The organism is Pseudomonas sp. GM21, assembly GCF_000282215.1.
GTDB lineage: Bacteria > Pseudomonadota > Gammaproteobacteria > Pseudomonadales > Pseudomonadaceae > Aquipseudomonas.
On sequence record NZ_AKJS01000186.1, the window covers coordinates 1 to 17,690 of the forward strand.

General features: G+C 58.9%; 9 protein-coding genes and 1 pseudogene. 3 read left to right on the forward strand and 7 right to left on the reverse strand.

The window, feature by feature from the left end:
* Positions 1-83: 83 nt before the first annotated feature.
* The 5 genes from PMI22_RS03130 to PMI22_RS03110 form a co-directional block, all read right to left on the reverse strand.
* Positions 84-551, reverse strand: a complete 468-nt coding sequence (locus PMI22_RS03130; protein WP_007948782.1) for an SRPBCC family protein — start codon at positions 549-551, stop codon at positions 84-86.
* A 23-nt stretch (positions 552-574) separates the two neighbouring features.
* The gene (locus PMI22_RS03125) at positions 575-3,985 is read right to left on the reverse strand and encodes a non-ribosomal peptide synthetase (protein WP_007948783.1); all 3,411 of its coding nucleotides are present in this window, start codon (positions 3,983-3,985) and stop codon (positions 575-577) included.
* A 14-nt stretch (positions 3,986-3,999) separates the two neighbouring features.
* Positions 4,000-4,929 carry a diiron oxygenase gene (locus PMI22_RS03120; RefSeq protein WP_007948784.1) on the reverse strand — a complete coding sequence of 310 codons (930 nt, stop codon included), beginning with the start codon at positions 4,927-4,929 and terminating at the stop codon, positions 4,000-4,002.
* Complete coding sequence (locus PMI22_RS03115) at positions 4,926-5,702, reverse strand: DUF3050 domain-containing protein (protein ID WP_007948785.1); 777 nt, start codon at positions 5,700-5,702, stop codon at positions 4,926-4,928. Before PMI22_RS03115 ends, PMI22_RS03120 begins: the two co-directional genes overlap by 4 nt.
* Positions 5,703-6,381: 679 nt before the next feature.
* Positions 6,382-7,092 carry a GntR family transcriptional regulator gene (locus tag PMI22_RS03110; protein ID WP_007948786.1) on the reverse strand — a complete coding sequence of 237 codons (711 nt, stop codon included), beginning with the start codon at positions 7,090-7,092 and terminating at the stop codon, positions 6,382-6,384.
* Between the two features lie 218 nt (positions 7,093-7,310).
* Between PMI22_RS03110 and lapG the strand changes: the two genes are divergently transcribed.
* From lapG to PMI22_RS03095, 3 genes and pseudogenes are all read left to right on the forward strand, one after another.
* Entirely contained in the window at positions 7,311-8,003 is a 693-nt protein-coding gene (lapG, locus tag PMI22_RS03105) for a cysteine protease LapG (protein WP_007948787.1), read from the forward strand.
* 14 nt (positions 8,004-8,017) lie between these two features.
* The gene (gene lapD / locus PMI22_RS03100; protein WP_007948788.1) at positions 8,018-9,964 is read left to right on the forward strand and encodes a cyclic di-GMP receptor LapD; all 1,947 of its coding nucleotides are present in this window, start codon (positions 8,018-8,020) and stop codon (positions 9,962-9,964) included.
* A gap of 510 nt (positions 9,965-10,474) precedes the next feature.
* A pseudogene (locus PMI22_RS03095) lies at positions 10,475-10,726 on the forward strand (DUF6124 family protein); the annotation flags it as partial.
* Positions 10,727-10,879: 153 nt separating this feature from the next.
* On the opposite strand, the gene PMI22_RS03090 reads toward PMI22_RS03095, so the two are convergent.
* Positions 10,880-11,218: a hypothetical protein gene (locus PMI22_RS03090; RefSeq protein WP_007948790.1), complete on the reverse strand. Its 339-nt coding sequence runs from the start codon at positions 11,216-11,218 to the stop codon at positions 10,880-10,882.
* A 148-nt stretch (positions 11,219-11,366) separates the two neighbouring features.
* Positions 11,367-17,672 (reverse strand): tandem-95 repeat protein, encoded by a 6,306-nt coding sequence (locus PMI22_RS03085; protein ID WP_050550239.1) that lies wholly within the window; start codon positions 17,670-17,672, stop codon positions 11,367-11,369.
* Between the last annotated feature and the right edge of the window lie 18 nt (positions 17,673-17,690).

Below are 17,690 nucleotides of genomic sequence, written 5' to 3' on the forward strand. Positions count from 1 at the left end.
AAGATTAAATTCCGAAACCCCTGTCTGCTAACGCAGACAGGGGTTTTGTCGTTTCAGGCCTGCGTTATCGATCAAACTCAGACTTATACAAACAGCTTCAACACATTATTCATCGCATCATCAGCAAACCCCTGCACAAACGCCTTGAACCCCGGGAGAGCCTCCCCCCCTCCCTGCGCTGGTTCGGCGATGATGGTCCAAGTCGCACGGGACTTGCCCACTCCCAGCGGCTCAACATTCATCGCAGCCCACAAATTGGCCACACCCAAGGTGTTGTAGATCGTGGTCCAGGTCATATTCAACGCGTGGTCATCCCGCGAGTTGAGTTGCTCGACCACCAGGTTGCCGTCCTTGAAGAATTTTTTGCGCAAGGACGACACGCCTTCCCCCGTCATTTCGATATGCGACAGCGCTGGAATGAACTGCTCGAAGCCTGCGAAGTTGCCGACGATTGACCAGACTTTCGCCGCTTCGGCGGGTACTTCCACAGACGACACCACAGGGCAGCCTTGAGGGTTTTTGATCAGGGTATCGGGTTGCAGAGTTCTCATGGTTTTACTCCGTTTGGATTGAATCAGATGAAGTTGATTTCTTTCAGGTAGTCGTAGCCACGACGCAGCAGCGCCGGTGATTTTTTTGGATAGTGCGCGCCCATCTGCCGCACCCCGGCCTCGGCGTTGTCGTGGCCGATCATCGAGATATCGCCGATGTCTTCTTCGAAGCCGTTGAGGTAAAAACCGAGCACGCCGAACAGCGCGTTGTCACTGTCGACCCGGCCCAGTTGCTGCTGCCAGTCAGCGACGCTGACCATGGAGAATTCCCGCCCGGCCTCGCGAAAGGAGACCACGTAGTCATCCCAGCTCAGGGGCTCGGGGTTGTGCAGGTTGAACACCGCTTTTTCGGGCTGATAGCGGCTGGCATGGAAGGCGATGAACCGGGCGAGAAAGTCCACTGGCATCAGGTCGAAATTCAGCGCGAACTTCGGCACCTGGCCAAGCTGGATCGAGCCTTTGAGCATCAGCATCAAGCGGTTTTTGTGTGGCTGGCAGACACCCGTGCGGCTGTTGAAACTGATGTTGCCGGGGCGATACAGATTGACCCGTACCCCACGCTCGCGAGCTCGCTCAAGAATCCGTTCGCCGACCCACTTGGACAGGTTGTAGCCGTTCTTGATGTAGATTGGGGGTGTGTGCGCGGCGGGCAATTCGAGCACCCGGCCCTCGGTGGTCATCGTGCTGGACGCCGAGAGCGTAGAGACGAAATTGAAGACCTTTTTGCTGCGCCCTTCACACAACCTGAGGCACTCGAAAATGGGTTCGACGTTGTCCCGCGCCAGTGACTCGTAATCGAGTACGTGATTGACGTTGGCAGCGTTGTGCACCAGCGCGCCGAACTCTCGATCGAGGCGCTCGTAAACTTCATCGGACAGTCCCAGCGACGGACGAGTGATGTCTGCGGCATGCACCCGCACCCGGCTCAAGTCGAGATGCTCCAGCCGGTTCTCGCGCAGCGCATGGGCAAAGCGCTCAACCGCCGATTGCCCACCACCATCGCGCACCAGGCAGGCGACCTCAGTGGCCCCCCAACCCAGCAGCGCCTCGACGATGTGCACGCCGACAAAGCTGTTGGCACCGGTTACGATCACCTTGTGGACATCGCCCATTTGGCTGATGGGCAGCGGCTTAACATCCAGCTCACGAAAGGCATCAGACAAGGCCTTTTCACTCAACACCTCTTCGGTGCCGGAGCCACGCACCAAAGTTGCCAGCTTGGCAATCGTCGGCAGTTCGATGAATCGGTTGATCGAGATACTGCGACCAAACTCTTCACGCAATCGCAGCAACATGCGCGACAACAGGATCGAGTGACCGCCCAGATTGAAGAAGCTTTCATCAGTAGAAATGTCGCAGGCCGGCAGCTCCAACAGTTCCGCCCAGATCTCCAATAGCAGGGCCTCATCGGCACTCGCAGGTAATCGCCGAGTAGTGTTTTCCTGAACGCTGACAGGGATTGCAAGCAACGCTCTGCGGTCGACTTTGCCATTGCTGGCGAAGGGCATGCATTGCAGTTCGGTCCAGGCAACCGGCTGCATGTAGTCCGGCAAAAGCTGCAACGCGTGAGCCTTCAAGGCTTCGCGAGCGGCGCCGGGCTGCTTTTCCTGAGGTTGCGTGAGAAAGGCCAGGATTCGCCGCTGACTGTCGATGACCACCGCCACCTGGCGATACAACAGGCTGTCGCGCAGGCAGCGTTCAATCTCTTCCGGCTCAACCCGGAAGCCGCGAATCTTCACCTGGTGATCCCGCCGCCCACACAGCTCGACGCCGTCGCGGGTCCACTTCGCCATGTCGCCGGTCCGGTAGGCGCGCAGGCTTTTGCCGCCTGGAACAGTCAGATTCAGATAGCGCTCGGCTGTCTGCTGCGGATTGTTCAAATACCCCAGGCACACGCCCGGCCCGACGATGTACAACTCACCGACGCCTTGGTCGGCTACCGGTTGAAAGTCTTCATCAAGAATCAGCACCTGGCTGTTGGCAATCGGTGCGCCGAGGGTTCGATTGCTGTCGCCGGGACGCAACTGCCGCGCAGTAATCAGCACCGTGGCTTCGGTCGGGCCGTACAGGTTGTATAGCCTGCCTTGGCGAGTCAGTTGCTCGATCACCCAGGGTTCACACACGTCGCCGCCGGTCATCACATGATCCAGACTCTGCAGCTGATCCAGCGGCAGTATGCTCAACAGTGCCGGTGGCAAAAATGCGTGGCTGAGTTGCCGGCGGCGGATCAGTTCGACCAGTTGCAAGGGGTCGCGACGTTGATCGTCACTGGGCACGATCAGCTCGGCGCCCTGAAGCAGGGTCGGGAATATGTCGATCAGCGACGAGTCAAAACTCACCGATGAAAACTGCAACACTCGACTCTGCTCAGTGACTTGCACGTAGTCGGCGTACCACGCGGTAAAGTGCGCGAGGTTGGCCTGACTGAGCAACACGCCTTTGGGATGCCCCGTCGTGCCCGAGGTATAGAGCGCCATGCACGGCGCATCGAGGTCGGGCTGGTGGCGCATCAAAGGGTGCTCGAGGTTCACGTCGTCGACATCGATGCGGCTAATGTCCAGCCCCGGCATGACGTCAGCGAGCGGATGCTGGCGGTCATGCAGCAACAACACAGCCCCGGCATCCGAAAGAATGTACTGCTGACGTTGCAGCGGGTGGCTCGGCTCCAGCGGCACATACACCGCCCCGCTGCCGAGAATCGCCAGAATCCCTGCATACAGCGCGCTGCATTTCGGCAGGCAGATCCCGACCACTAACGGCCCTTGATGTTGATCGAGCAGCGGCTGCAACTGCTGTTGGATAGCTCGGCTGTGGGCGTGCAGTTGCCCATAGTTCCGCGTCGTACCGCCGATGGTCAGCGCAGGTCGTTCGGCGGATTGAAGAAGGCGTCGTTCGAGGCGCTCGATCATCGGGACCTGGCTCAGTTTCAGCAGCCCGGGTTGATCGGTGCAGTTGAGCTGATGGACGAAGGCCAGGTGTTCAAGCCACAACAGATTTTCCACCCGCTCAAAGTGAGCAGGCGCTGTCGGTTGCGCATGCAGAAAATACTCGGCATCCCGGGAGAAGCGGCTGACCAGCAGCGCGACGTGATCCACCAGCTCCGCCACCGCCCGCAGGCGCAGCGCCTGGCCGTTGCCGGAGGACACGTCGGCGATGGGCGCGCGAGTGAACAAAGCCGAGTTGTACGTGCACAACACGTCCAGCGACGGCAAGCCGCCAGCCTCTGTGCCACCGACACCTAGTTGCAGCGTCAGTCGTGGTGTTTCGCCGAAGCGCGCAAACGGCTGACTCGCGTCGTCGATCAACAAATCAAACGCCGGTAGCTCGTTGCGGGTGTCGAACCGCATTAACGAATGACCGTGTTGTTCAAGCTCCAGCGCCAGGTCGGTCAAGGCCTGGCTTTGCCCAATGAGCAAAATGTCGAGACGTCTCATGGATGTACTCCTTGTTAATCCAGGTAATCGCTAAGTGCGTCTTGCACACACGGCGAGTCGAGCAGTGAACTGCTGCGAAAAAACCGCACGATGTTGGCGACCAGCGGGTGATGGCGATTGATCGGGAAGGCCAGCCCCGAGACTTCGCGCTTGAGTGCCTGACGTGCCCCCTCGCTGATCGGTAAAGACTCGATCAGCCGGAAGTCGAAGGACTTCTGAATGTCATTGGTCAGGTAATGGCCGATGAACACCGGCAGGATCTGCGCGATGCAATGGCGATCGTCTTCGCTCGCGGTGTGCCAGTAGATGCGCACCAGTCGCGCCCAGAAGCCGGAATGGCGGCCTTCGTCCAGCAAGTGATCGGCCATCAGGCCCTTGATCGACTGCTTGACCGTGTCGTCCTTGGCGAACGCCGCGACATCGCCGGTCACGGTGTTCTCGGCAATCGCCACGCAGATCAATTCGACAGCGCTGCGCAGGTGTTCCGGTGCGCGTGCGATGGCCGCCGGGATGGCTCGACTGAGTTCGATTTCGTCGGGTAACCCGATTGGCGCGATGCCGGTCATGGCGATGGTTTGCTGCATGAAGTCCATGGCCACCAACGCGTGGTAGTCCTCGTCCACCACCACGGTCATGGCGTCATAACGGCAGGCAAACGGGAACGCCACGGTGAAGCGATTCTTGGCGATGCTGCGTGCGGTCTTGTCGACGATCTCGGTTTCGAAAATCACTACGTCGTTGATGAATTTGTAGAGCGTCTGCACCAAAGCAAAGTCCCGCTGCTCCGGGCATTGGCGCAGGAAGGTTTCACTCAACACCAGCGGCTGCCGGCTCAAGGGATAGATCAGCTTGTCGTCGTTCTCCAACACCCGCCGTGGTCGAGTGCGGATGGTCGCGCGGCTCTCCCAGGCGTCGGCGAAGGATTGGTAGTCGGCGGCGTTCATGCGCTCACCTCAGGCAAAGGTTCACCCATGCTCAGACGCAGGCCGTCCCAGAGGGCAATGCGGCTTTCTACGGCGGCAATGGCGCTGGCGTAGACGTCCGCTTCGCGTTGCGGATTGCCATCGACCAACCGCGCGAGAAGCATTTGCGCCGCCGGGCCGTGGTCTTCGGAATCAACTTCGATGTGCCGCTCCAGGTAATAACGGAAAGTCGGCGCTTGCTCGATACCGATGCCCCAGTCGTCGAGAATTCGCTGGAACATCTGCGGAATGACACTCTCACGACCATGCAAAAACGCCGCTGCAACGCTGTGTCCCGGGGCATGCAACGCGGTGAGCAATGTGTGCCGCACAAACTGCGCCGCCGCGGGATCGACGTCCACGCTTTGCAGCGCAACGTCATAGCTCATGCCTTCCTGCTGCAACGCTACAAAGCGTTCCACCGCGACAGTGCTGGCACCCACTTCGCGCATCGCATCCAGATACAACTCAAAATGGCTGAAATGACCGTGGGCAGGACGATCATCGGACTCTTCGCCCAGTACGATTTCGTTGATCAGGCGCGCAGCCTGCGGGTCTCGTGGCGGCAGCCAGGGAAGTTGAACGCAAGTCAGTTCCTGTTGCAGACGCTTGGTCAGCGACATGAAGTCCCACACGGCAAATACATGGGCTTCCATGAAGCGTTGAAGTACCGACAGTGAATGTATTTCAGAGAAGATCGGGTGTGAACTAAGTTCTGCTTTCTTCTGGATGAGGCGTTCTTTGTTGTTTTTCATGAGCGAGCCTATAAGTGATCTGAAGTGTCATTCAGGAAGTAGCGATCAATAACTGTGTGTCGTTTAAAGATTTTTATGGGCGAATAAGTACCTCAAGCGAATTGATCGGTATGAGTGAACGTTGGTCCGCAGGCCAAGGGTTGCAGGCCTGTGCTAAGTGCGGCGAACAAAAACTAATACACGGATTAAGTTTCCGGCAAGCCATTTTTCAATTAAATAAAAGTTCAGGTTTTTACGGCGCGACAAGTTTCAATAAAACTTTAGGTTGAAGTTTTATTTTGGCGTAGTTGCTCCTTCCGACTAATAATCGTCAGAATTCAAATGAAGAGTGAATGCCTCACTCGAAGCAACTTCATAGTTGAGTCGTTGACGTGACTTTAGGGGGTGGAAGTTGGCTGGGATCAACACCGGTGCTTCCTTTCCCGTGACAAGACTCCTTCCTTAGGTTCTTGTTGCGAGGACTGCTGCGCAGGTGCGTAGCGTCGCCCGTTGATTCGTTTTGCAGTTCAAGAGTGAGCGTAATTCAAGGCGGCCGCTATCACCGAAACGTCATCTGCTCGGTTCAATGAGTGGGCTTGGGAGGGGGGAATCGAGGGCGCGGCTCTAGAGTGGGGTTTAGCGCCGTAGCGGCCAGCGAAAACGAGCAGCGCGATTTGCTCGTTCCGGCTGACGGCTCGGTTTACCGGGAGATTTTCTTGTTAAGTGCTTCAGGGCTGGCGAGGTAGCGTGTAATGACTTCGACACCCCGGTTGAGGTGATTCTCGAGCATCTTTACTGCGCGCTGGATGTCTCGGTCTTCCACAGCCAGTAATAGTGCTCGGTGATCGTCTTGGGACAGTTTGCCCAGGCCCATCGCTTCCAGGTTGAAACGCAAGAAACGCTCTTCTTCGTTCAACCCTTCTTCCACCAGACTCAACAATCGACGGTTGGGCGTCTTGCTGTACAGCGACATATGGAACAGGCGATTGAGCCGGCCAATCTCGGTGTAATCATGTTCTGTTTCCATGTCATCGATATGACGCGCAGCCTGCTCGAAGTCTGCTTTCTCAAGCAATGGAATGGAGAGTCGCAGGGCTTCAGATTCCAACAGAATACGCAGCGCATAGGTTTCAACGGCATCACCCGAAATCAGCGGTGCGACGACGGCGCCTTTATGGGCGACAACGTTAAGCAACGCCTGGGCTTCGAGCTGGCGCAAGGCTTCGCGCACGGGCATGCGGCTGACGCCGAACAAGTCGGCCAAGTCTTGTTGCCGCAACGCGGTGCCGCAAGGGATGCGCCCATCGAGAATCGCCGAACGCAGCGTTTCTTCGATCACCGAGCGTGCGAGGTGAGCGGGAATCGGCCCGCTGACCTTGATGCTGCTGAGAGGGTTGGTCTTTTGTGGCACTACTCGCACCCTATTCGACTGAAATATTTGGATCCAAATGGACACTAGTGACTGTGATGAAGCTTGTCAAACCGGTAAGGTTCTCATTCGTAAGCTTTTCATGTCATCCACAATACAAAGTCTAGCGCGTCGCCCGTGATTGCACCGTGCCATTGTCTTTTGCCGGGCTAACCTGCACCATCGGCCGAATTCCATTTGCCTGACCTGGATGCCTCGCATTGGCGGTACGTTTCGCAATCCCAAGGACTTTGCGCTGGCTATGTTGTGCGCTGTTGCTGGCCGGCGTCATGCTGGGCGGTTTGCAGGCCGATTGGGACTTTTCGCTGATCAGTCGCCGTGCTCAGGATTTGTACGGGCCGTTGGGTGAAGGGAAGCAGCGGATCGATGCCTGGCAGCAGTTGCTGGCCACTCAGAAGCAGATGAGCGAGCTGGAACAGCTCAACGTGGTCAACCGGTTCATCAACCATCAAGTGCGCTACGTAGAGGACATCGATCTGTGGCACGAGGTCGACTATTGGGAAACCCCCATCGAAGCGCTCTGGAGGGGTGCCGGTGATTGTGAAGACTACGCGATTGCCAAGTATTTCAGCCTGCGCCACCTCGGCGTCTCCAGTGACAAGTTGCGCATCACCTACGTCAAGGCGTTGCGCCAGAATCGGGCGCACATGGTGTTGACCTATTATTCAAGCCCCGAGGCCATGCCACTGGTACTCGACAGCCTGATCAACGAGATAAAACCCGCTAGCCAGCGGACCGATCTGTTACCGGTCTACTCTTTCAATGCGCAAGGATTGTATTTGCCCGGCGCCAAGGGCACGAAAAAAGTCGGTGACACCAAACGTCTGTCCCGCTGGCAGGACGTGTTGAAGAAAATGCAGGCCGAAGGTTTCCCGGTCGAAACGACAAACTAGGAGCACGCGCTCAGATGTCTTTGTTCAAACAGCTGTTGATCGCAATTTGTCTGTTCCTGGTGGTCGCCTTCACCGGCAGCTTCATGGTCAGCCTGGAAAGCTCGCGCACCCAGTACGTCAATCAGTTGCGCTCCCACGCCCAGGACGCCGCGACGGCGCTGGCGCTGTCCCTGACGCCGAACATCGACGACCCGGCGATGGTCGAGTTGCTGGTCAGTTCGATTTTCGACAGTGGTTACTACTCAAGCATCCGCGTCGTCGACCTGAGCAACGACAACACCATTGTCGAGCGCAACGGGATTCCTGCGGTCAACAACGTGCCGGACTGGTTCGTCAAAATGATTGGCCTTGAACCCGCCGGTGGCGACGCGATTGTCAGCCGCGGTTGGGAGCAAGCGGCGCGGGTCGAGGTCGTCAGCCACCCGATGTTCGCGCTGGCCAAGCTGTGGCAGAGCGCGCTGGGCAGTCTCGGCTGGTTGTTGATTTGCGGCGCTGTGAGCGCAGTGCTGGGGGCGTTGTTGTTGCGCCGGCAATTGAAACCACTGGATTACATGGTCAAGCAATCCCACGCCATTGCCCGACGCGAATTCCTCAGCCTGCCGGAACTGCCGCGCACCCCCGAACTGCGACGGGTGGTGCAGGCCATGAACCAGATGGTCGAGAAGCTCAAGGCGTTGTTCCAGGAACAGGCCGAACGCAGTGAAAAACTGCGGGTCGAGTCTTATCAGGACAACCTCACCGGGCTGGCCAACCGTCGTTATTTCGAGATGCAATTGAACGCCCGGGTGAGCAATCCGGAGCAGGCCAGTTCGGGGTATCTACTGTTATTGCGGGTCAAGGACCTGGCCGGTTTGAACCAGCGTTTGGGTGGTCAGCGTACTGACCAGTTATTGAAAGCCGTGGGCGAGCAGTTGTCCCGCGAGTGTGCCAAGTTCCCGGAAACCCAGAACCTCGTCACGCGTATTCGCGGCGGTGAATTCGCCGTGCTGGCGCCGGGGCTGGTGCGGGAAGAAGCGTTGCAACTGGCGCAGAACCTCGACAGTGCCTTGGCGAGCCTGCATGCAACGGGCGCCACCGATGTGGCCTCGGTGGCTTCGATCGGGTTGGCGCCGTTTGTTCATGGCGACTCGCCGCAAGCGGTGCTCGGACTCGGCGATCAGGCGTTGGCCCAGGCGGAAGCCCAGGGCGAGCCGAGTTGGGCGTGCCTGGATCACAGCGCGTTAGCCAGTGTCGGTGATGACCATCATGCGTGGAATAACTTGCTGGACCAGACATTGGAGCAGCGCCGGTTCCAGCTGTATTTCCAACCGGTCGTGGCCAGCCAGGACACGCAACTGGTGCTGCATTACAAAGTGCTTTCGCGTTTGGTCGATGAACAAGGGCAGACCATTCCCGCCGGGCGCTTCTTGCCTTGGCTGGAGCGTTTTGGCTGGACCGCGCGACTGGACCGGCTGATGCTGGAATTGGTGCTTGAGCAGATGGCCGAGCACGAAGAGTCGCTGGCGCTGAACCTGTCGTCGGCGACGTTGGGCGATCCGCAAGCACTGAATAAGATCTTCGAAATTTTGCGCGCCCATTCCAATCTGGGGCCGCGCCTGACACTGGAAATCGGCGAGGAGCAGCTGCCGGAACAAGCGATGCTGGAAGAGCTGACGCGGCGTCTGCGAGAACTCGGCTTCTCCCTGAGCCTGCAACGTTTTGGCGGGCGCTTCAGCATGATCGGCAACCTGGCACGACTGGGGCTGGCGTACCTGAAGATCGATGGCGGTTACATTCGCGCGATTGATCAGGAGAGTGACAAACGCCTGTTCATCGAAGCGATCCAGCGTGCGGCGCACAGCATCGATTTGCCGCTGATTGCCGAGCGGGTCGAGACGGAAGGGGAGTTGTCGGTGATTCGCGAGATGGGGCTTTATGGGGCTCAGGGGCAGTTGTTTGGTGAGCCCAAGCCTTGGCACTAACCCACTGATCGTTCCCACGCTCTGCGTGGGAATGCAGCCCGTGACGCTCCGCGTCACAACGGTGCCAGGCGCAATGCCGGCGGCGAGGCTGGAACGCGGAGCGTCCCTTGAGGCATTCCCACGCAGAGCGTGGGAACGATCTGGTCGGAAAATCTGAAGGCAAATTCCTAGGAGATTCCCTTCGAGTTGCGTCGGTTTTGGTGAACTTGTTCCGGGCAATGCGCAAGTCTAGTCTGGCTTTGTCACTGAATAATCGGTGACACGGACGTGCAAGTCCGGGTACAAGACGACGCGCAACGCCATTGGTTACGTGACGGGCAGTCATGCTCGCGGTGCTTGTTTTATGGCGGCTGTGCGTGGGAGATCGTTCTTTCGAGAACTATCTGCCGGGGTCCGTCTGCCCGGTCTTGCACACTCGCGCACAGCTGCCACCCCATTCGCGTGCAAGCGAACGGTCGTAGCTCCCAATACAGATGGAGATACAACATGTTCAAAGTTACCCCCAATCCGCCTTCTCACCGCAGAGGCCATCTCTTCACCGTCTCCCCCGACATCCCCACCGAAGCCCTCCTGGCCAACGCCTCAGAAGACCTGCTCTCCATCAGCGCCATCGCCGCCGACCTTGCCGACGATGTAGACGGCACACGCCGCTGCGTCGCGCTGGCGCTTAGCCGGATAGCCGATGGGGTCCATTTATTGGTGGAGCGAGCGCTGGATCAGCTTGAGTTGCCAGAGTTGGCGGCGGGTTCGGTCAACGTTTAGCGCAGATGATCGTTCCCACGCTCTGCGTGGGAATGCAGCCCGTGACGCTCCGCGTCACAACAGTGCCAGGCGCAATGCCGGCGGCGAGGCTGGAACGCGGAGCGTCCCTTTAGGCATTCCCACGCGGAGCGTGGGAACGATCAATGTGCGGGGTTAAATCAACCCGGTTTCTTCATCATCGATCAAATGGCTCAACCCACCCAAGGCTTCACGGGCCTGGGTCCGGTCCATCAGTTTGGCTTGTGCTGCTGGCGGCAGGTCGGTGACGCGGATCACGCCTTTGCTGGTCAGCACCTGGATCAAGTCGTCGAGTACCCGGATCATTTCCAGGTCGCTCTGCTTGAGCTGTTTGAGGCTGGTTTCCATCACTTCGTTGGCATACCAGGCCTGGATTTCATGGTGGTCGGCCGGCAGTGTTTCCGTGGCCTCGGCGTAGGCTGCGGCTTCCACGCGCACCAACTGGCCTTGCGCATCGCGTTGCACGTAAAACATTGAGCATCCCTCAGAAATGAACCAGCGTCATGCTGTCAGCAGCATAGGCCAACTGGACGCGAGTATGCGGTGCGGCGACGAAATCGTCACCGTGGAGAAAGGCACAAACGTGACGGCCGCCCCATAAGGGCGGCCGTTTTACGTTGGATCAGCTGTTGTTGTGGTCAACCTTGATGGTCGGATCGCTGCCGGCGATCAGGTTATTCAGGTTGGCAGAGGACCAGTTGTTACCTTCCAGCTTGATCGTCACATCCGGTGTCGCAGCCGCCGCGTTGCCGGAGTTGAACTGGCCGCCGGAGCTGACTTGCAGCGACGACACGCCATCCACCGTGGAAATCTTCAGGAAGTTATCGATGGTGCTGCCGCTCTCGTTCTGCAGCAGATCACGCAGGTCGATGCGGTCGCCTTGACTGGCATTGAAGTCCTTGATCACGTCGGTGCCGGTGTCGCCCGCTTTCCAGACGAAGGTGTCGCCACCCAAGCCGCCGATCAGCGTGTCGTTGCCAGTTCCACCGTTGAGGGTGTCTGTGCCCGCGCCACCGATGAGGGTGTCATTGCCGACACCACCCTCCAGCAAATCATTGCCAGTGCCACCGAGCAGGATGTCGTTGCCGCTACCGCCGTAGAGATTGTCGTTACCGCCCTGTCCGAAGATGATGTCGTTGCCGGCACCACCCAACAGATTATCGATACCATCGTGAGCGCCAGACACGTCGAGCGTGGAGTAGTGCTCAGTGACGTACTGGTGCACGTTACTTGAGGTGACTTTGTTGGTTTCGACACCGGTTTCCTTGCCGACAAAAGCCTGCAGCGCGGTGTAGCCCTCACCCGTCACGCCATTGAAGCTCACCAGATCGCCGAAGATGATGTCATTGCCATCGCCGCCGTTGATGGTGTCCTTGCCCGGAAGGGTCGCTTCGCTGTGGCCGAGAATTGCGTTGGCCAGATCTGCCGGGTTGATGTTGGCCAGCGGTTTTCCATCGGTGGTGTTATACGGTGCGAGGTCGCTTTCCGAGACACCGCTGTTCACGCCAATGGCTTGCACTTTAGAGTTTGCGGCAGCAAACAACGCGAACGCCTCTACCGCATTGTTCGCGCTGGTACTGTCGGCATAGCCGCTGCCTGCGTTATCCGACAGTTCATAGGTGCCGTCACCCTGAGCGTGAACTTGCAGGCCGGAGCCGTACTGTTTCGAGCTCCATTCATTTTTCGAGCTCTCGGACCATTTGTACAAATTACCCGAGGCATCAACAACCAGGCGACTCACACCGCCGATGTCCATTCTGAACTCGGTTCCTGGTGTGTAGGAGCCTTGCTTCAATACGGTGTCGAGGTAAATGTCGGTACCGCCATTGGATTTGAAGTCGACGACCAGCGGATTGGTTTGTTCGCTTTGCGTATAAGCAGTCGGCTTGCCATCGGTGATGAAGTAGGTGAGGTTGATCGCGTTGGGGTTGCTCAGCGCGTCAGGGCCTTTGAACCAGTTTGCGGTGGTTTTGAACACGTCTTCGTAGTTGGTGTAATCACCAGACTGCATGCTGTTGAGGACCCCCTTCAATGCGTCCAGAGCGCCCGCTTTCGACAGATCGATCGAAATCGATTTGTTGACCTGCGAATCGAAGTCCACGAGGAACACTTTCACGGTGCCCGCATTCGCGCTTAGCGAGGTGGCGCTGGCGATCAGCGAGGTGAACACGGCTACCAGGGAATTCTTCGCTGACGTTACGGAGGACGCGCTCATGCTGCCGGAGCTGTCGACCATAAACGCGAGGTTGTAATTCTGGCCCGGTACGACCGTCAGGCCGCCGATATCTGCCACCACGATGTCATTGCCACTGGTGCCATCCCGAACGTCGTCACCCGCAGTCAAGGTGAGCGTGTTGTAGACCGCCGGGTAAACGGTGACCGGGATCGTCGCGGTACTGAGTGTCGACCCGCCAAGTGCCTCGGTGGAAGTCGAAGTCACGGTCAGGTTGAACTGGCCGTTGTAATACGCAGGCGGGGTTACGGTCAGGGAGCTGAGGTTCCAGTCGGTGACAATGGCTTCGCCGGATGTCGCGGTGGCAGTGAAGGTGTGACCCGCGCCATCGGTGAGCACCGAGCCCGCCGGAATGCCACTGATCTTCACGCTCAGGCTTTCGGAACCGTCGACGTCAGTCCGTGCGGTGGTGATTGCGGACAGATGAACGCTGGTGCCTTCGGCGCCTGTGTTGAGTTTGTAGCCGTCGTAGTAGCCTTCGCCGTTGGTGCCGTGCAGGTCGGAAACCGTCACGCCGGAAGCGGCCAGATCCGCCACGCCGGTGTACAGCGGCACGCCGGCGCTACTCAGGTCGACCGCTGCACCGCCATTGACCGACAGGTTAACGTCATAGCTGCCTGGGCCGCTTTGGTTGTGGTGGTAGATGTCGAGAGTGTAGTAGCCAGTGGTAGTCGGCACGAAGCCCGACCCCGTGATCGCCCCGCCATTCCCCCACAACGCACTGGCCACGGTTTTGCCGCCAATGGTCACCAACAGGCTGTCATCGCCACTGCCGCTGAAGGTGTAAGTCTTGCCGGCTTCGAGGTAAATCAGGCCGGAGGTCTTCGACGCGGTGCCCGCAGCCACATCGCCACTGGATTGCACGTTGCCGACGGTGCTGCTGGAGTTCGGTTTACCGGCGGCATCGATCACCGATTTCAGCGTGTCGGATGGCGCGCCGTTTCCGTTGGTGCCCAGGCCGGCCAAGCCAGTCCAGACTTCCTTGATCAAGCCTGTCGACGTCACGTTGTTGCTGGCGACGTTCAGCGTTGGCGCATCGGCCACCGGGGTGATGTCGATTTTGATCGTGCCGGTGCTGCCCAGCAGTGTGCCATCGGTTGGCTGGAACTGGATCTGCGCGTAATCCGCCAGATTGTTGCCCGTGCCGCTGTTATAGCCGTTGGCGCCAGACTCGTTGGCGTCCGGCATGAAGCGCAACTTGCCCGCGTCGATGTCAGCCTTGGTGATGGTCTGGTTCGGCGTCAAGTCGGTCCAGGTCGAGCCGTTCAGGTACTGCAATTTGCCGTCCGCCGGCAGACCGGTGATTTTTACACCGAGGCTGGCGTCGGGGCTGTCGACATCGCGGACGTCGAAGGTCGACCAGCCGAGGATCAGCGGGGTGTCTTCGGTACCGGTGACGTTAACCGGTGCGGCGACCGGTGCGTCGTTGACCGCCACCACGTTGACCGTGGTGGTCGCGGTGTTGGAGTAGGTGCTGCCATCCGTCACCGTCACGGTGATAGTCCGCGGCACGGCGTTAGGGTTCTCACTGTCATTGGTGAACGTAATGTTTTTGATGCGCTCAATGTACTGAGCCAGCGTCGCCGTACCCGTCAGGATCAGCGTGATCGAGCCATCCAAGTGATTGCTGTTGATGCTGATGCCATCAACGCTGTTGCCCAGGTTCAGGTTGTCACCTGGTTGGCGGTTAGTCAGCACGATGGTCGCGCCGGTCAGCGTGGTGCTGTCCGAGTCGGTAATCGTGAAATCGCCGTCGGTTATTGATAGGCCCGGGCCGCTGGTGCCTTCGGCGAACGTCAAGTTGTAGTTGGCACCGGTCGCGCCGCTGGAGTTGTTGGCGTCGAGGTCCAGCACTGGTGGTGCATCGTTGTCGATGATCGAAGTGCTGACGCTGCCGTTCGATGTACTGACCGCCAGGTTCTCGAAGTTACCTCCTGTGGCCGATTCGATCCTGACCACGAAGTTTTCAGTGCCTTCGGTGATGCTGTCGTCCAGGGTTGCGATGCTGAAGTTGGCGCTGCTGGCGCCTGCCGGGATCTTCACGATAGACACGCCGCGGAAGTCCGAACCGTCGGCGGCGGTGCCGCTGTAGACGATGTTCAGCGTCACTTCGCCGTGTGCAGGGTTGGTCAGGCTGACCGTATAAGCCGCGGTTTGACCTTCAGTCACCGAACTGCTGCCACTGATGCTGACAGTCGTTGTGTCCTGGAAGTCGCTAACGCTGGTCGACACGGATGTTTTGTTGGGCGAAATCTCTTCGAGGTTGCCCCCCACTGCGGTCTTTATCGACTCGGTGACCGATGGCGCACCAATGTAGACGTCGTTGCCGATGGTAACTGGCAGGCTGCCGGAGCTCTGGCCGGCAGCGATGGTGATGGTTTTGCCACTGTCCAGGGTCACGGTGACCGGCGCGGTATGCGCGGTGACTAGCGCGCCTTGGGCGTCCGTCAAGGTCGCGGTGTAAGTGATGGTGCCGTTTTCATTCACGCTCGGCGTCGCGGTCAAGGTCACTGTGGTGACGTCGGTGACCGGGGTGACGCTGATGTTCAGGGTTGAAGTGACGGCAGGACCGGAGCCGTCGGTGACGGTGTAGCTGACCGGTGGCACGGTGCCGTTGTAGTTGGCGGCTGGAGTGAAGGTGTAGGCGCCATCGGCCGCAATGACCAGGGTGCCGACATTGGCGATGATCGCCGTGGCGCCTGCCGTGTAATTGGTCGCACCGATGGTGAAGTTGAGCACTGTCACGTCGCCGTCGACGCTGCTCGTGCCGGTGAGGACGCTGCCGGTAAGAGCGGTGTCTTCCAGAGTGGAAACCGTTTCGCTGGCATCGGTGAAGTTGTCATCAACCGGAGTAACGGTGATGTTCAGCGTACTGCTCGAGCCAGTGCTGGTGGTGTATGTCACCTGTGGGACGTTGCCATTCCAGTCGGCCGCCGGCTTGAAGGTGTAGTCGCCGTTGCTGGCGATGATCAGCGTTCCGACACCGATAATGGTCGCGGTCTGGCCCGCAGTGAAGCTGCCGTTGACCCCGTTCACGCTGAAACTGGAGACGCTCAGGGCATTGTCGACATCGTGGTCGTTGGTCAACACGTTGCCGATCGCGTCGTGGTCTTCGTCGACGGTGATCCGGTCCAATTGCAGCACGCTTGCGTCATCGACGGCCGCAACGTGCACCACCAGTGGCAGTGAGGTGCTGGCGCTTGGGGCGTCGCCGTCTTTGGCGGTGGCCGTTACGGTCAGGGTGATGTCGCCATTGAAGTTCGTCGGCGGAGTCAGCTTGAGCGTGGACAAGTCCCAGCCCTTGAGGTCCACGGAGGTCGAGCCATTGGTTGCATTGAAGGTGTGGGTGCCATCGGTGAGACTGGAACCCGTCGGCAAATCGCTCAGAGTGATCTTGAGTGTTTCCGAACCATCGGCGTCATTGGTGTGGGCCTGGATGGTCGACAACAGGATCGCGTTGTCTTCAAGGCCCGAGTTGAGCACCTGAGTGACGTTGATGTTGTCCAGCACGCCGCCCAGGCTGTTGTTGTCCCCGGCGCGGAACTCGAGTTTCTGGCTGCCATCGACAGTAACCGGAATGTCAAAGCTGTAGTGCTGCATGCCGGCGGTCGCGGAATTCAGGGTGCCAATGAGTTGGCCGCCCCAGTACACATTGATGAGCGAGTTATCCACACCCGCACGCGGTGCATAGTCGAGCGACACGTTATAGGTGGTGCCGGCCTTGGTAGCGATCTCGGTGTAGAGGTTGCTCACATCGCCGGAATTACGTTCCAGTTCGATGACCTGGTTATCGCCGCCGGCACCGTAGACGCTGCCCTGGCCAATTTCGACCATGCCACCGTTGTTGTCAGTGTGCCATACGCCGCCGCCGAGCTTGCTGACATCAACGTCGGCATGCCCGCTGTTCAGCGCGACTTCCTGGAGGTCAGTCGAGACGACCAACCCGCCACCGGTCAACGACAGGCTCGGAGTATCGGTTACGGGCGCGACGACGATGGTGCCGGTTGCCGAAGACGCGGAAGGCATGCCCTGGTTGTCGGTCGAGCTGTAGGTGAAGTGGGTGGTGCCACTCCAGTCGGCGGTGGGTTTGAAGTACACCGTTGCGCCGTTGGCGGTTGCGGAGATCACACTGCTGGTGGTCAACGCAATGGTCCCGGCGGCGTCAGCGTAAAACACGCCATTGGCTGGCAGGCTGGTCAGACTGAAATGGCCGACGCTGCCGTCGATGTCATTCCCGCCGAGCTGCACGGCGATCAATTGATCTTCATTACCGCTAGCGGAAGTGGAATGGACGGTTGGTGCGTCGTTGACCGGTGTGACGCTGATATTCAGCGTGCTGGTAGAACCGGTGTTAGTGGTGTAGTTGACGGTCGGCACGGCGCCGTTCCAGTTCTCCACAGGGGTGAAGCTGTAGTTACCGTTGGCGGCGATAGTCACCGTGCCCACACCGGTAATCGTCGCGCCTTGACCCGCATTAAAGGAACCGGTGACGCCTTGTACGGTGAATGTCGCGACACTCAGAGTGTTATCGACATCGCTGTCGTTGCCGAGCACGTTGCCGGTTGCACCGTGGTCTTCAGCAACAGTATTGGTATCCGCAGTCAGGACGCTCGGGTCATTGACCGGTGTGACGCTGATGTTCAGGGTCGAGATGACATTGCTGCCGGAGCCGTCGGTGACGGTGTAGCTGACCACTGGCACCGTGCCGTTGTA